The following is a 14,614-nucleotide window of genomic DNA, read 5'->3' as shown; positions in this document are numbered from 1 at the left end:
TATGAGCGGTAAAATAATTTTTGATAATGGCAAGCATCAGTGCATTATGTTTAGTGATTTGGTAAAAGGTGACGGTATTCAGTCCAATCAATTTTTAATTTTGCACTCAGATGAAGAAACTGTCGGCGCGGTTATTGACCCAGGTGGGGATTTGACCTATACGCCGCTCACCCTTGCACTGCTCAAACATACTGATATAAGGCATATCCGCTATGTGATTGGCTCACACCAAGACCCTGATATCATTGCGTCATTGCCGCGTTGGCTATTGCATACCCAAGCCAATATCGTCATCTCAAGATTGTGGGAGCGTTTTTTACCGCATCTTAACTCCGCGTTTACCACTGACCGTCTGCAAGAAGGGTATCTTAAGCGCTTGATTGCGCTGCCAGATGAAGGCGCGGTGTTACCTTTGGGGAAAACCCAGTTATTTGCTTTGCCTGCGCACTTTCTGCATTCAGAAGGTAATTTTCAGTTTTATGACCCCATCAGCAAAATTTTATTTTCAGGCGATATGGGGGCTTCGTTGCTCGGTGATGCGAATGTGCCAGTGGAAGATTTTGACGCGCATATTCCGACCATGCGAGGGTTTCATCAGCGCTACATGGTCAGTAATAAAGTCACCCGTTTTTGGGCAGATGCGGTTCGGCAGTTAGATGTCGAGATGATTGTGCCGCAGCATGGCAAATCTTTTGTTGGCAAAGCCATGATTAATCGCTTTTTGGATTGGATAGGCAATTTGCCTTGTGGGGTTGATTTGCTCACACAAGACGATTATGACTATGCAAGGCTGATTAATAGTGTTAAAGTTGACTGATTTGTTGTTTTAGTCGATGATGTCCTGTACTGTTACCCCTGTTTTTGAACAATTTGCCACCTCATACGATGCCGCCACGCCGATTCAATCGCAGGTGGCAGAGCATTTGGCGCAGCTCATTGTGCGTTACCATACCGGCGTAACCGATATGTGCGTGGTTGATGTGGGCTGTGGCACAGGAAAATTGACGCAGGCGGTGATGTCAAAGTTTTTACAAAATGCAGCGTTAGCTTCCGCTCAGTTATATGGCGTCGATACTGCTGCCAGTATGCTTGCAATTTGGCAACAGCGAGTCGCGCATCTTTTGTCGATGCCGCTGTCATCTACCTCATCCTCACCAACTTCTCCAATGACGCTGCACAGCCAAGCGCTTTGCGCCAATATGGCAGATATGGCATTGGCGAATCAATCAGCCGATTTGGTGATGAGTAGTTTTGCCCTTCATTGGACATCGCCAAGCGTTATCGCAGAGCTTGGGCGCATCGTCAAAACCAAAGGTCAGCTGCATTTGGCGATTCCGGTGGCAGGTTCTTTTCATGAAGTCAGTCAGCGCTTTCCCAAGTTGCCTGTGTTTGATTTTTTACCCAGTCACGCTTGGCTAGCGGCGATACACACTTTGCAACAACAGCGTCAAGGCACGCTAATGTATCACACCGAGCAAGCGTTTGCTGTCTCTTATGACAATTTAAAAAGTCTGTTAAAAAATCTCAAGCAAATGGGCGGCGCCGTCTCTGGCAAAGATAGCATCGATACGGCGACATTTAGACGCTATCTGCAAGACCAATCGCCGATTGGGCTGGATTACCAACTGCTGATGATTGGCTTACAGCTGTAAGGGTAACAAATTTATCGACGATTTGGCTAACGTTTAGCGTTACACTATTGCTTAGTGTGACACTATTGGCTAGCGCTATGCTAGCGTCAACCTTCTATTCCTTTTTGATTAGTTTAATTAAACATGCTATGACTACACACACTCTGTCTTTTAAAGATAAGCTACAAGCCTATATTCACCTGACCCGCTTTGATAAGCCTGTGGGCATTGAGCTGGTGTTTTGGTCGACCTTATGGGCGGTGTTTTTGGCGGCAAAAGGGTTTGAGCAACTCCCACCTTGGCATGTGGTGGCAATCTTTGCGACGGGTGCGGTGTTGATGCGAGCGGCAGGCTGTGCCATCAATGACTTTGCTGACAGAAAAGTCGATGGGCATGTATCGCGAACCAAAGGTAGACCGCTGGCGGATGGTCGCTTGACGGGTAAAGAAGCAGTTTGGACGTTTTTAATTTTATCTTGGGTGAGTGCAGCGTTATTAGTATTTTTGCCCGTGCAGGTCTTTATTTGGTCATTTGGTGCGGTGGCGCTGGCGTTTATCTATCCGTTTATGAAACGCTTTACCCATTTGCCGCAAGTGTTTTTGGCGGCGGCTTTCGGCTGGGCGATTCCGATGGCGTATGTTGCGGTATCGCAAGTATTAACGGGGCAGACCGAGGTTGATATTTGGTGCTGGCTGCTGTTTTTCGGCTATATGTGCTGGACGGTGGCGTATGATACCCAATATGCCATGGCAGATCGTGAGGATGATTTAAAAATTGGGGTCAAATCCACCGCGATTTTATTTGGTAAATATGATGTGTTGATAATCAGCCTACTTCAAGGGGTGTTTTTGCTCAGTTTGTCGGGCGTGTTTTGGCATTATTTTGGCGTGCTTTCAGTATTGGCGCTGCTACCTATCGTTGTCATGTTTTACCGACAAAATAAACAATGTCTTACCTATGACCGTAAGCTTTGCTTTAACGCATTTTTAGACAACGTGTGGGTAGGGCGCTATGTATTTTTGCTAATCGTGATATTGAGTGTATCGGCACTTCGAGGATAAACTGTGATAAACATAAAAAACGCCTAAATTTGATTATAGGCGTTTTTTTTTGATAATAGCCATAATTTAACTATAACCATAACTTGATAGGCAAATTGAGTCCAAGGCGGTTGGTGAGTTGGTTATTTTTCAGTGAAACAATCCGCTCAGCAAATAACCCCACCACCATAGGCAGCAGTTGGTGTTCCATCGCATGAACGCGCTGCTGTAATTGGCTAGCATTTTCAGCCGCGTTGACGCAGGTCACCGCTTGAGCGATGACTTCCCCCGCATCGAGTTCGCTCGTTACCAAATGCACGCTGCAACCATGATAGCGCTCGCCAGATTGTAGCACACGGGTATGGGTATCTAAGCCTTTATAATTGGGTAGCAGTGACGGGTGCAGATTTATCATGGGCACGTTTAATCCATCCTTGCTGGTGACACCATCAATAAACAGCGGCGTTAAAATCCGCATAAATCCTGCCAACACCACCAAATCAGGTTGCCACGCGCGCAATTCTTGCAGTGCCCGTTGTTCAAAACCGACACGGGTATATTTTTTGCCATTATCGTCACGCGCAATCACTGCGGTTGCAATATTAGCTTGCTGCTCATTGGCAAGGCGGATGCGCTCAAGTGCATAGGCATCGGCTTTATTACTAATCACGCCCACGATTTGAATGTTTAATAATTGCTGCAGCTGCTTATCAATTAATACTTGCAGGTTACTGCCACTGCCAGAGACGAGGACGGCAATTTTTAACGGGGTAGGGTTTGTCATGTTCAACTTCATAAGGATAGCAAAGCAATAGGTTGGAAAAACTAAGGTGCGTAAAAACGCACCTTTTAAATTAGCTCAATAGTAAACTAGCTCAAGGATAAATTAGCTTAATGATAAAATAGCTCAAGAGTAAAATAGCGCAAGAGTACCGATTGAGTCGCGGATAACATTAGCGATAGGTTACCGCATCGCCTGTTCTTTCAACGATTTCACCCAATTTCCATGCGGTTTCGCCTTGTTCATTGAGTAATTCAATGGCTTGGTCTGCTTTATCTGCCGGTACCACGACGACAAAACCCACACCGCAGTTAAAAGTGCGGTACATTTCCATTTGCGCAATATTGCCTTTTTCTTGCAACCAAGCAAATACAGGCGGGAATGTCCAAGATTTCACATCAATTTGCGCCGCCAAATGGTCGGGCAATACGCGTGGTAGGTTCTCCGTCAAGCCGCCGCCGGTGATATGTGCCATCGCATGCAAGCTTGCGTTGCCCAAGGTTTTTTGCAGTTGTCCAATGGCTTTGACATAGATTTTTGTCGGTGCCATCAACACGTCTTTTAATGCTTTGCCGTCTAATTGTTCAGTGGCAACATCGGCACCGCTGACTTCAATGACTTTACGCACCAATGAATAACCATTTGAATGCACGCCGCTAGAGGCGATACCGATTAACACATCACTGTTGGCAACGTTTTTACCCGTGATAACTTCCGACTCTTCGACGACGCCCACACAAAAACCTGCCAAATCATAGTCGTCATCTTGGTACATACCTGGCATTTCAGCCGTTTCGCCACCGATGAGCGCACAATTTGCCAATTTACAGCCGTCACCGATACCACTGATAACCGTTGCTGCGGTATCGACGTCCAGTTTTCCTGTGGCGTAATAATCCAAGAAAAATAACGGCTCAGCGCCACAGACTAGCAGGTCATTGACACACATCGCGACCAAGTCTTGACCAATGGTGTCGTGCTGCTGAAGTTGTAAAGCCAGTTTAAGTTTGGTACCGACACCATCAGTCCCTGAGACCAATAAAGGGGATTTATAGCCTTGCGGAATACGGCACAAGGCGCCAAATCCACCCAAACCACCGACTACTTCAGAGCGGCTAGTTGCTTTGGCAACTGATTTAATGCGCTGAACTAACGCTTCGCCAGCATCGATATCGACGCCAGCATCTTTATAACTTAACGAAGTGGGTTGTGTAGTCATGGTCTTCCTATCGCCAGAATCATTGGGAAAAGTAATACGCGCATTATACCCAAATTCCCATCAAAAAGAAAAATAATCCATCGCTTTCCTACCTGGCTAATATTAGGCTGTTTATCGTTTATGACGCTTTCAAGCCCCACAAATGTGATATGGCTTTATAACATAGCTTTGAATATTTGTATGAGTTGTGCAGTTTGCGCTATCTATTTTTGTCAAATTACCTAAAATTAGTCGAAAATACAACGATGGCAGTGACCGTCTTTTATTTGACATTACCCTTATATTTTTGGCGTATTTGGCTTTTTTGAGGAACCTATGTACAACCCATTCCCTTATCGATTTACGAAAGATGTGTTTTTCAAACGGGTATTTATATCGCTATTTTTGGTTGCAATAGGCTATATCATTTATCAATTACAATCGGTAATTTTGCCATTTTTGGTAGCATTTATTTTATCGTATGCGATTAATCCGTTGGTGCAAAAATTACAGGACAAGGCACACATTCGCCGCTGGGTGGCGATTTTGCTGGTATATTTGTCCACTGCGCTGATGATTGGATTGATACTTTGGTGGCTCATTCCACTGGTGTGGGAGCAGTTACAATCGGCATGGAAGTATGTACCGACGGCAATTGACTATTATAACAATACGCTGCGAGGCTGGGTGCGTTCTCACACGCCCGTACGCTTGCCTGCCATGCAAGTACGTGATATGTCCAAAGGCTTGGTCGATTTTCTCAAAGAAAACTACAATATCACCGATGCGCGGTCATTTTTTACCAATTTAATGTTATCAGGCATGAATGTAATCAACGTGGCTGGCATTGTGGTACTGGTGCCGATTTTGATGTTTTATTTTTTATATAATTGGGATGAGCGCTTGGTAAAAATGCGTCATATGATTCCCAACCGTTATATTCCATCGGTCTATCGTATCGCTAAAGAAAGTGATGAAGCGTTGATGTCATTTATCAAAGGTCAGTTACTAGTGATGGTGTTGCTCGGTATGGTGTATGCGGTGCAACTTCAGCTCATTGGACTTAAAGTCGGTCTTATCATCGGTATGATGGCGGGTATCGCAAGTTTTGTGCCGTATCTTGGCTTTACCCTTGGCTTTATTGCGGCGATTATTGCAGGGCTATTTCAATTTGGCGTAGACTGGGTACATTTAGTGCTAATTGTCGGTGCCTTTATGGTAGGGCAGGCGGTGGAAGGTTATGTTTTGCAGCCGTTATTGTTGGGTGATAAAATTGGTTTATCACCATTGTGGGTGATATTTGCGGTACTTGCCGGGGCGGCACTAGCAGGCATTGCCGGTATGCTGATTGCTTTGCCGCTCGCCGCTGTGCTCAATGTGCTATTCAAACATGCGTATGACAGTTACCGTGAAACTGAGTTTTATAAAGGCGATGCCCAATATAGTCTATTTAAAGAAAAAAATCTGATGGATATCAAGCTTGAGCAGCAACAAAAACAAATCGAGGCGCAAATGAAGAAAGAAAATACCAGTTGGATGACGCGGATAAAAAATATCTTCTAAAACAGCAAGATGTCATTCAAATGACTACAAGCGCGTAATTTTGCCGTATAATAGCCGACTATGTGATAGGCGTTTTCTATCTGATAGGCGGCTATAGATACGCTCAATCAAGCATTTGTTGTGAGGGATTGGTCAGCCTTGCGTTAAATGCTTTTTTTTATTTGCAATTTTCCCCATAAATTACGCGTCGTTGATAGCCGATAGCGTCCTCATAGGTTTATTTATTGGTTTATCATTAGTTAGGTATCTTATGCAATCAAACAATTCTGTAAGCCCAGTAGCAGCCATGTCTGCCGCTCAATTAAATCCCCAATTATCAGCCCAACTAGTAGAGAGTGACGTAGACTCAGATAGTGACATAGATGGGCTTGATGATAATGATTGGGATGATGATGCGTCAAACAATGATACTTTAGACAATGAAGCTTTAAACAATGAAGCGTTAAACAAAGCGTTAAACAATGAAGCGCAGCAGACCTTGGGGGATGCTAAAGGGGATAGCCAAGGCGATGACATCAAGTCCGCGCGTTTTCGCAAGCTACAAAAAAAATTACGTAAGCTGGTCTCTTGGGCGATTCGTGACTACAACATGATTGAAGACGGTGATGTGGTCATGGTGTGTATTTCAGGCGGTAAAGACAGTTTTACCTTACTGGATATTTTATTGTTCTTAAAGAAAATAGCACCGATTCAGTTTGATGTGATTGCCGTCAATCTTGACCAAAAGCAACCTGACTATCCTGAAGATATTTTGCCCAACTATCTGACCAAGCACGGCATTCCGTATTATATTTTAGAAAAAGACACCTATAGCGTGGTCAAGCAAATCGTACCAGAAGGTAAAACTTACTGTTCTGCGTGTTCACGGCTGCGCCGTGGTTCGTTATATGGTTTTGCCAAACAAATCGGCGCAACCAAAGTGGCACTCGGTCATCACCGTGATGATATCATGGCGACATTTTTCTTAAATTTATTTCATGGCGGTAGTCTCAAAGCGATGCCACCAAAACTGCTATCGGATGATGGGCAAAATATTTTGATTCGTCCGCTTGCGTATGTGGAAGAAAAAGACATTATCAAATATGCCAATTACAAGCAGTTTCCAATTATTCCTTGTAACCTGTGCGGCAGCCAAGAAAACCTGCAACGGGCGATGATTAATGACATGCTACGCACATGGGATCAGCAATACCCGAATCGCTTGGATTCGATCTTCGGCGCGATGCAAAATGTCGCACCGTCACAGCTCGCTGACCGTGAGTTGTTTGACTTTGAAAATTTGCAGTTAAAGCGTGATGAGCATATCCGTGTATTTGAAGGGGAAAACATCCAAGCGGGGCAGATTGATGAGCAGCTTCAGCAAAAAGGGGTACCAACCGCACCTGATGTGCAAACCTTTGACCCCACCAAATCTCAGAAAAACAAAGCGTCTCAAAAACCCAAAGCGCCTCAAAAATCCAACGCCAGCCAAAACGCTGAGAGCCAAAAAATACCGACAATCAATCCTTTGATTTGACAACCAAGCGGGTCAAGCACACGGATATTTTGGCTGCTGTAATGGGTTAGGCTATTGAGGTGATAAGCGGTTGATTTAATAAGCTATTGGTTTAATAAGAAAGTTCGGTTAAATACACCCGAACTTCTTTTTTAGTTTTAACCTGTAAATTATTGTCATCACGCAGCGAGTTATATTGTTCAATGAGATTGCTCAACGAAATTTCAAAACAAAATTTCACAACGAGTTGTCCCGTTGTTTTTTATCTTATCCGCGATTATTTTTTTGACCCTATAGTTGCATCATTGCTAGGGGTAACGGGGCTTGGCATAACAGGGCGAGGCGCTACAGGTTGGCTTGATGTAGGCTGATGGGTATCAGTGTATTTTGGATAGCGGTTGTTAGGTACACTCCGCGGATAATACGGACGTGACCTTCTATCTAAACCGCCCCAACCACCAAAACGATTACTATAGAAGGGTGAGCCCCAAAATGGGTCGGTGTTGTACCACAGTTGATTTAGCCTTTGCTCACGTTGGTAGTTGAGATAACCTTCGTCATGCGCTTTTAACAAATCAAGCGTCATCGATTGTGGGCATACATCATTGTAGTCATAGCCCTCACGTCCCAACTGGTAAGCACGTAGCGGTGTGCAATAACGTTTTAACCCTGCTTCACGACCTTGTCGCCACTGTTGCTGATCAGGCACAGTATTAGCTTTAGCGCATTGCTTGATATGCTTTTGAATATAATCTTGACTGCGACCCAGTAAACCATCTTGATAACCAACGGTTTGCCAATTGCTTTGTTGGCACTGAGTGGGTGTTAATCCGCCACCCAAGGTAGCACAACCTGTCATCGAGGCAGTGACAGCAAACAGTCCAAGTATTTTTTTTGAGGTGGTTGCTGGGTGATAGGTTTCTATGAATGAAAGCATCGTCATGGTGGCACCTTTGAGGTTTACGGTCGCCATTAGTCAGTCAAAAACTGGCTAAACCGATTAAACCGTTAATGAATTGATATTTTTTAATTTAGCAGATTATTTATATAAAAGCATTTATCAATGGTTAAAATTTTGTTAGGCTACTTAATACAACCAAATGAATAGCGTCAAATTAACAGGGTCAAATTTTTGAGTTAATGTGGTGATATTGCATTAATTTTTTATCAACAGGGTGAGGGTCATGCAAAAAATTTTAATCGCCAATCAAAAAGGGGGATGTGGTAAAACCTCCATTGCGGTAAGTCTAGCGGCGGCATTGGCAAACCAAGGCAAAACAGTGGCATTGGCAGATGCAGACCCCCAAAAATCAAGCCTACAGTGGCTAAAAATGCGCCCAGCGGACGTACCTGCCGTTATCGGTATTGACTGGCGCGATAGCAATGATATAGGTGATATCCCAAAAACCTTGGGTAAAAACGACTGGCTGATTATTGATGCCCCAGGTGCGTTATCAGGCACTAAAGCCGAGCAGCTGATTGCCGAATGCAAGGCGATTTTAATTCCTGTTTTACCTGCTTTTTTTGATATTGACAGTACCAAACGCTTTTTAAAAAGCCTAGAAGACATCAAACGTATCCGCAAAGGCAAAGTCGATATTTATCTGGTTGCCAATCGCGTGCGTAGTCAATTGATGCAGGACAATGAGCCGACCGAAAAACTGATGGCGTATTTTACTGATATTGGGCAGCAGCCCCTGGCTTGGCTATCTGAGCGTAGTATTTATCAAGCCTTGGCAGAGCGCGGCTTGACGATTTTTGATAAAAGCCAAAAACCGTATCGAGACATTCAAGCCCAGTGGCAGCCGATTATGGATATGCTAGCTTCCGAGCTGCAGCCGACTGATAAAGCTGACGCCAAAGCCGAAAACAAAGCTGACACCAAAACTGAAGCAAAAACGTCATCTAAAAAATCCAAAAATAGCAGCTGGTACGAGTGATATAATCAATGGGAATATGGATAGCCATCGCCATCGGGGTGTTTATTGTCGGTAGTATCATGGGGTTAAAACCATCTGCTCGCGAGACCATGCGTGATAATCTGCGTATGGCAGCCAGACGCGTGGGCGTGCAGCCAAAACTGGTCGCATGCCCCGATTGGATTATCGGCGATACAGGCGAACGCGGTAAAGGCATGATGGCGCAATACGGCGTGGTGATTGAGGACGCGAAGATGCGCCCCTGTGATTATCAAGTGATTGAGGGCAAATGGCGACCCTTTACCGGGCATTATCCCGCTAATTTTGCGCTCGATAATCGGGAGGTGGATTTACCGGCATCCATCGCAACAACTGTTAAAGGTTTAAGCTGTAAAGCCAATTTTGTGTGTATTTATTGGCAAGAAAATAGCCAACTGGGCATGAAATCAGAACTTGAAACCACCGAAAAAGACCTAATCATGTTAAAAAGTAAATTGCATGATTATGCCAAATTGGTGCAGAATAACTAACTTTTCGTATTTTAACTTACCCTTTTTAATGATTTTGTGAACCCAACATGAGTAAAACACCGACAGCGAGAAAATCAACCAAAACCACGGATACGGCTGATACAAAAACAGACACGAAAGCCGCAACCAAAGCCGCCGCGCCCAAATCAACAGCCACATCAAAAGCATCAAAAGCAGCGTCTAAAACGTCGGGGCAAGGCAAAGCCTTGGTGATTGTGGAATCCCCTGCCAAAGCCAAAACCATCAATAAGTATCTGGGAAATGATTTTATCGTCCGCTCTAGCGTGGGGCATGTACGTGATTTACCTGTGTCGGGTTCTGGCGCAGCAAAAACCGATGATAAGTCGGATAACAAACTTACTAAAGAGCAAAAAGCGCAGCAAGCTTTGGTGCGGCGTATGGGCATTGACCCCGAGCACGACTGGGTGGCACATTATGAAATTCTACCCAGCAAAGTTAAAGTCATTAAAGAATTAAAATCCCTTGCCAAAGACGCCAAAGAAATTTATCTCGCAACCGACTTGGATAGAGAAGGGGAAGCGATTGCCTGGCATCTCAAAGAAGTTATCGGTGGCAGTGATGACAAATACAGCCGTGTGGTATTTAACGAAATCACCAAAAACGCGATTCAAAATGCCTTTAAAAGCCCCACCAAGCTAAACTATGACCGTGTCAACGCGCAGCAAGCTAGACGATTTTTAGACCGTGTCGTCGGCTTCATGGTATCGCCATTGCTATGGCAAAAAGTAGCGCGCGGACTGTCGGCAGGGCGAGTACAATCTGTTGCCACGCGTCTAGTGGTGGAGCGTGAACGTGAAATTCGCGCTTTTACCCCAGTGGAATATTGGGAAATCCACAGCAATACCCACAGCCAGCAAGCCAAACAAGAGACCATTCGCCTAGAAGCGGTAAAAAAAGCGGGCAAACCCCTGTCGCTAGAAAACGAAGCACAGACCCATGCCGTAGTTGCATTGCTTGAGAAATCCGATTTTATCGTGGCGGATCGGGAAGAAAAACCCACCCAGTCAAAACCCGCTGCACCCTTTATCACCTCGACACTGCAACAAGCCGCAAGTACCCGCCTTGGTTTTCCGGTCAAAAAAACCATGATGTTGGCTCAGCGCCTGTATGAAGCAGGTCATATCACCTATATGCGAACGGACAGTACTTTTTTGTCAGCGGATGCACTCACCAGTGTGCGCGGTTTTATTGACAAGCAATACGGCGCAAGATATGTCCCAAAATCGCCCAATGTGTATGGCAACAAGCAAAACGCCCAAGAAGCGCACGAAGCGATTCGCCCGTCAGATGTTTTGGTGCAATCTGCCTCGCTAAAAGACATGGAGCGCGATGCCCAGCGCCTATATGAGTTGATTTGGCGCCAGTTTGTGGCGTGTCAGATGCCACCTGCGCAGTACCAATCCATGACGTTGATTGTCAATGCTGGTGAGATTGAGCTTAGAGCCAAAGGTCGCGTAATGACCTTTGATGGGTATACCAAAGTACAGCCCCCGGCCAAAAATGAAGACAATCTATTACCTGATGTAAAAATCGGGGAAAAACTGGTGGTCGATAGTATCGAGCCTACCCAACATTTTACCAAGCCACCGGCCCGCTATACTGAAGCAAGCTTAGTCAAAGAATTGGAAAAACGTGGGATTGGTCGTCCGTCCACGTATGCTGCTATCATCTCAACCATTCAAGAACGTGGTTATGTCAAGGTAGAAAACAAACGTTTATTCGCCGAAAAGATGGGTGATATCGTCACTGACAGATTGGTCAACAGCTTTCCGCATTTGATGGATTATACTTTTACCGCAGGGCTGGAAGAAAACCTAGATGAAGTCGCTGAAGGTCAGCAAAACTGGAAAAAAGTGCTGGATGATTTTTATGGCGATTTTAAAGGCAAGTTAGAGCGTGCCAAAGACGAAGACGGCATGAAGCCCAATGACCCAACCGATGTCCCAGATATTCATTGTGACTTATGTCAGCGCCCAATGCAGATCCGTACAGGCTCTACAGGGGTGTTTTTGAGTTGTACCGGCTATAATTTACCCCCCAAAGAGCGTTGTAAAGGCACCAAAAATTTGATGCCTGTGGAAGCCTTTCATAGCCAAACCAGTAAAGAGAGCCAAAATCTCGGTGAGGACGACGCGGACAACAACGACGAGATACAAGCGCTACTTGAGAAAAAACGCTGCCCGAAATGCCATACCGCGATGGATGGGTATATCGTCGATGGCGGGTTAAAACTCCATGTCTGTGGTAACAATCCTGACTGTGATGGCTATCTATTAGAAAAAGGCGTCTTTGAAACCGCAGGCAATGACGATGTGCCTACCATACCTTGTGATAAATGCGATGGGCAAATGGTGCTTAAAACTGGGCGTTTTGGTGCCTATTTTGCCTGTCAGCAGTGCGATAACACCCGTAAAGTGCTCAAAAATGGCGATGCAGCGCCGCCACGCATGACCGCAATCCCTATGCCAGAACTCAAGTCACAAAAATTTGATGACCATTATATTTTGCGTGAAGGGGCAGCAGGGTTATTCTTGGCAGCGTCAAAATTTCCTAAAGTGCGCGAGACGCGCCCACCAAAACTGTCAGAATTACGCGCGATAAAAGATCAGTTGGAAGATAAATTCCAGTATTTATTTACCGCGCCAGATACCGACAATGAGGGCAATCCAACAATTTTGCGTTGGAGCCGTAAAAATGCCGAGCAATATATCGGCTCAGAAAAAGACGGCAAAGCGACTAAGTTTGCATTGGTTTATCGAAAAGGCAAATGGATTGAAGAGTAATGGCAACCAACAAAAAACCCTAGCCTATGCTAGGGTTTTTTATGGATAAATAAAATCTTTATTTTAAATCAGTGCTGTCATCTTCAATTACAAAGCTAACAATCATCATCACGTTATAGCTAGTGATATTACCATCGCTAATGCGTACTTTTTGCTCTTTAATCCAAGCACCTTCCACGTTATTAACCGTTTTGTTGACTTGTGCAATGCCTTTTTTGATGGCATCTTCAAAACTTACCGTTGAGCTGCTGCTAATTTCAATATTTTTTGCCACTGACATAACTATATCCTTATTTTCTATTGTATTATTTTCCTAATCAATTTTTAATCTAACACTTATCAAGTTTAACTTAAGTTATCGCAAACTTAATGCTTATAACTTATCAAATATGCAAAAAAATACCAAAGTTAACTTGTAACTTTGGTATTAGTTTTGGCTATCACATCAACTAGAAGCGTAACCAATATTGCGCAATTTTAAATGATGTAAAAGTAGCTATGCAATCCATTAAATTAAGCAAAAATCATTTCAATATCTTTGTGATCAAAACGGTAAACATGTCCGCAGAAACCACAATCCAACGCCACCGCGCCCCCATGCTCATTAGCGATTTCTAATGCAGCTGGTTTGCCCAACTGAAAAATTGCCGATTCACTTTTCTGCTGTGAGCAGGTACAAGCAAAGGTCAACGGCATAGGCTCAGCCGTCACCACGTCTTCTTCATGATACAAGCGATATAAAATCTCATCAGCTGGCAAGGTGGTTAATTCTTCAGCTTTTAGCGTTTTGGTTAAGATTTTTAAGCGGGGGAACAAGTCATTGTCCACTGTCTCATACTCTTCTTCTGTGGTACGTGGTAGCAACTGCAGCACGATACCGCCCGCTTGCTCACCATCACAAGCCAAGTTGATTAGGGTAGGAATCTGCACAGATTGCTGTTGGTAATGTGCCAAACAATCCGCTAAGTTATCTGCCACACGTTCAACAATGCCTTGATACCCTTCTGCTTGCGTGCCATACGTGGCATCAGGTTGGATATTAATAAATAACACCCCTTCACCCACTTTACCAAGTTTGGCAAAGGCATCATTTGCCGTTTGTGCGGATTGCCACGAGCCTGTCCACTCTGCAAGACCTCGAATGTGACCTTGGTGGTCGCACTCTGCCATCGCCCAAGTTAAGCTGTCCTGTTCAGTATCCGCGGCTGCACCTGAATTTTGTAATTGAATGGATAGACGACCTTCGATTTTTAATGTACCAATCAGCAAGCTTGCCGCAACCAACATTTCCCCAAGTAGTTTTTGCAGGGCAACTGGGTAATCTTTTTGCTGCAATATCGTCTGCAGGCTGTCATTGATGCGTACCACGTCACCGCGTACAGGGCTTTTCTCAAAATAAAAACGTTGGCGCATATCAAAATCGTGAAGTGCTTGAGTCGCTGTTGTCATAAATAACCTATCTTAAGTGAGTTTTAATCAATTTATTGAGCTATAAATGGGGATAAAATACAAAATAGCAAAAAAATGGTAAAAAAATTGTCGATAAAGAAAAAAATATTTTTTGTAAATCTATTGTCACAACACAGAAAAGTAAATTACTATAGTTAAAGAAATATAGAAGTGCTACAATAACAAAATGGCATACTCAACCGA

Annotated in this window: 13 protein-coding genes; 8 read left to right on the top strand and 5 right to left on the bottom strand. The window is 44.3% G+C overall.

What is annotated here, in order from left to right:
• Nucleotide 1 precedes the first annotated feature (1 nt).
• The 3 genes from RTS09_RS05375 to ubiA all read left to right on the top strand — a co-directional run bounded on the left by RTS09_RS05375 (nt 2) and on the right by ubiA (nt 2,692).
• Nucleotides 2–817 carry an oxygen-binding di-iron domain-containing protein gene (locus RTS09_RS05375; RefSeq protein ID WP_309593456.1) on the top strand — a complete coding sequence of 272 codons (816 nt, stop codon included), beginning with the start codon at nt 2–4 and terminating at the stop codon, nt 815–817.
• Between the two features lie 16 nt (nt 818–833).
• On the top strand, nt 834–1,652 hold the full coding sequence (locus tag RTS09_RS05370) for a methyltransferase domain-containing protein (protein ID WP_312535042.1): 819 nt from the start codon (nt 834–836) through the stop codon (nt 1,650–1,652).
• A gap of 128 nt (nt 1,653–1,780) precedes the next feature.
• Nucleotides 1,781–2,692, top strand: a complete 912-nt coding sequence (ubiA, locus tag RTS09_RS05365; RefSeq protein ID WP_312535040.1) for a 4-hydroxybenzoate octaprenyltransferase — start codon at nt 1,781–1,783, stop codon at nt 2,690–2,692.
• A gap of 70 nt (nt 2,693–2,762) precedes the next feature.
• Here the strand turns inward: ubiA and purN are convergent, their stop codons facing one another.
• Both purN and purM read right to left on the bottom strand, forming a co-directional pair.
• Complete coding sequence (gene purN, locus RTS09_RS05360; RefSeq protein ID WP_312535038.1) at nt 2,763–3,455, bottom strand: phosphoribosylglycinamide formyltransferase; 693 nt, start codon at nt 3,453–3,455, stop codon at nt 2,763–2,765.
• A 169-nt stretch (nt 3,456–3,624) separates the two neighbouring features.
• Nucleotides 3,625–4,671, bottom strand: coding sequence for a phosphoribosylformylglycinamidine cyclo-ligase (purM, locus tag RTS09_RS05355; RefSeq protein ID WP_050324706.1), 1,047 nt, complete (start codon nt 4,669–4,671; stop codon nt 3,625–3,627).
• 315 nt (nt 4,672–4,986) lie between these two features.
• Between purM and RTS09_RS05350 the strand changes: the two genes are divergently transcribed.
• Both RTS09_RS05350 and ttcA read left to right on the top strand, forming a co-directional pair.
• Nucleotides 4,987–6,213 (top strand): AI-2E family transporter, encoded by a 1,227-nt coding sequence (locus RTS09_RS05350; RefSeq protein WP_312535035.1) that lies wholly within the window; start codon nt 4,987–4,989, stop codon nt 6,211–6,213.
• Nucleotides 6,214–6,691: 478 nt separating this feature from the next.
• On the top strand, nt 6,692–7,729 hold the full coding sequence (ttcA, locus tag RTS09_RS05345) for a tRNA 2-thiocytidine(32) synthetase TtcA (RefSeq protein WP_409418376.1): 1,038 nt from the start codon (nt 6,692–6,694) through the stop codon (nt 7,727–7,729).
• 256 nt (nt 7,730–7,985) lie between these two features.
• Here the strand turns inward: ttcA and RTS09_RS05340 are convergent, their stop codons facing one another.
• Nucleotides 7,986–8,651, bottom strand: coding sequence for a DUF2799 domain-containing protein (locus RTS09_RS05340; protein WP_312535033.1), 666 nt, complete (start codon nt 8,649–8,651; stop codon nt 7,986–7,988).
• Between the two features lie 241 nt (nt 8,652–8,892).
• Between RTS09_RS05340 and RTS09_RS05335 the strand changes: the two genes are divergently transcribed.
• From RTS09_RS05335 to topA, 3 genes are read left to right on the top strand one after another with little or no spacing between them, the layout of a single operon-like run.
• A complete protein-coding gene (locus tag RTS09_RS05335; protein ID WP_309574761.1) occupies nt 8,893–9,648 on the top strand; it encodes a nucleotide-binding protein in 756 nt (251 codons plus the stop codon).
• A gap of 8 nt (nt 9,649–9,656) precedes the next feature.
• Nucleotides 9,657–10,157 (top strand): hypothetical protein, encoded by a 501-nt coding sequence (locus RTS09_RS05330; RefSeq protein ID WP_095355881.1) that lies wholly within the window; start codon nt 9,657–9,659, stop codon nt 10,155–10,157.
• Between the two features lie 47 nt (nt 10,158–10,204).
• Nucleotides 10,205–12,961: a type I DNA topoisomerase gene (gene topA, locus RTS09_RS05325; RefSeq protein WP_312535030.1), complete on the top strand. Its 2,757-nt coding sequence runs from the start codon at nt 10,205–10,207 to the stop codon at nt 12,959–12,961.
• A gap of 58 nt (nt 12,962–13,019) precedes the next feature.
• On the opposite strand, the gene RTS09_RS05320 is transcribed toward topA, so the two are convergent.
• Both RTS09_RS05320 and hslO read right to left on the bottom strand, forming a co-directional pair.
• Entirely contained in the window at nt 13,020–13,241 is a 222-nt protein-coding gene (locus tag RTS09_RS05320; RefSeq protein WP_062331757.1) for a dodecin family protein, read from the bottom strand.
• 233 nt (nt 13,242–13,474) lie between these two features.
• Complete coding sequence (gene hslO / locus RTS09_RS05315; RefSeq protein ID WP_312535025.1) at nt 13,475–14,410, bottom strand: Hsp33 family molecular chaperone HslO; 936 nt, start codon at nt 14,408–14,410, stop codon at nt 13,475–13,477.
• Between the last annotated feature and the right edge of the window lie 204 nt (nt 14,411–14,614).

The sequence above is a fragment of the Moraxella sp. CTOTU47618 genome, from assembly GCF_032017425.1.
Lineage (GTDB): Bacteria > Pseudomonadota > Gammaproteobacteria > Pseudomonadales > Moraxellaceae > Faucicola > Faucicola tetraodonis.
This window is presented reverse-complemented; position numbering and strand designations above follow the sequence as displayed.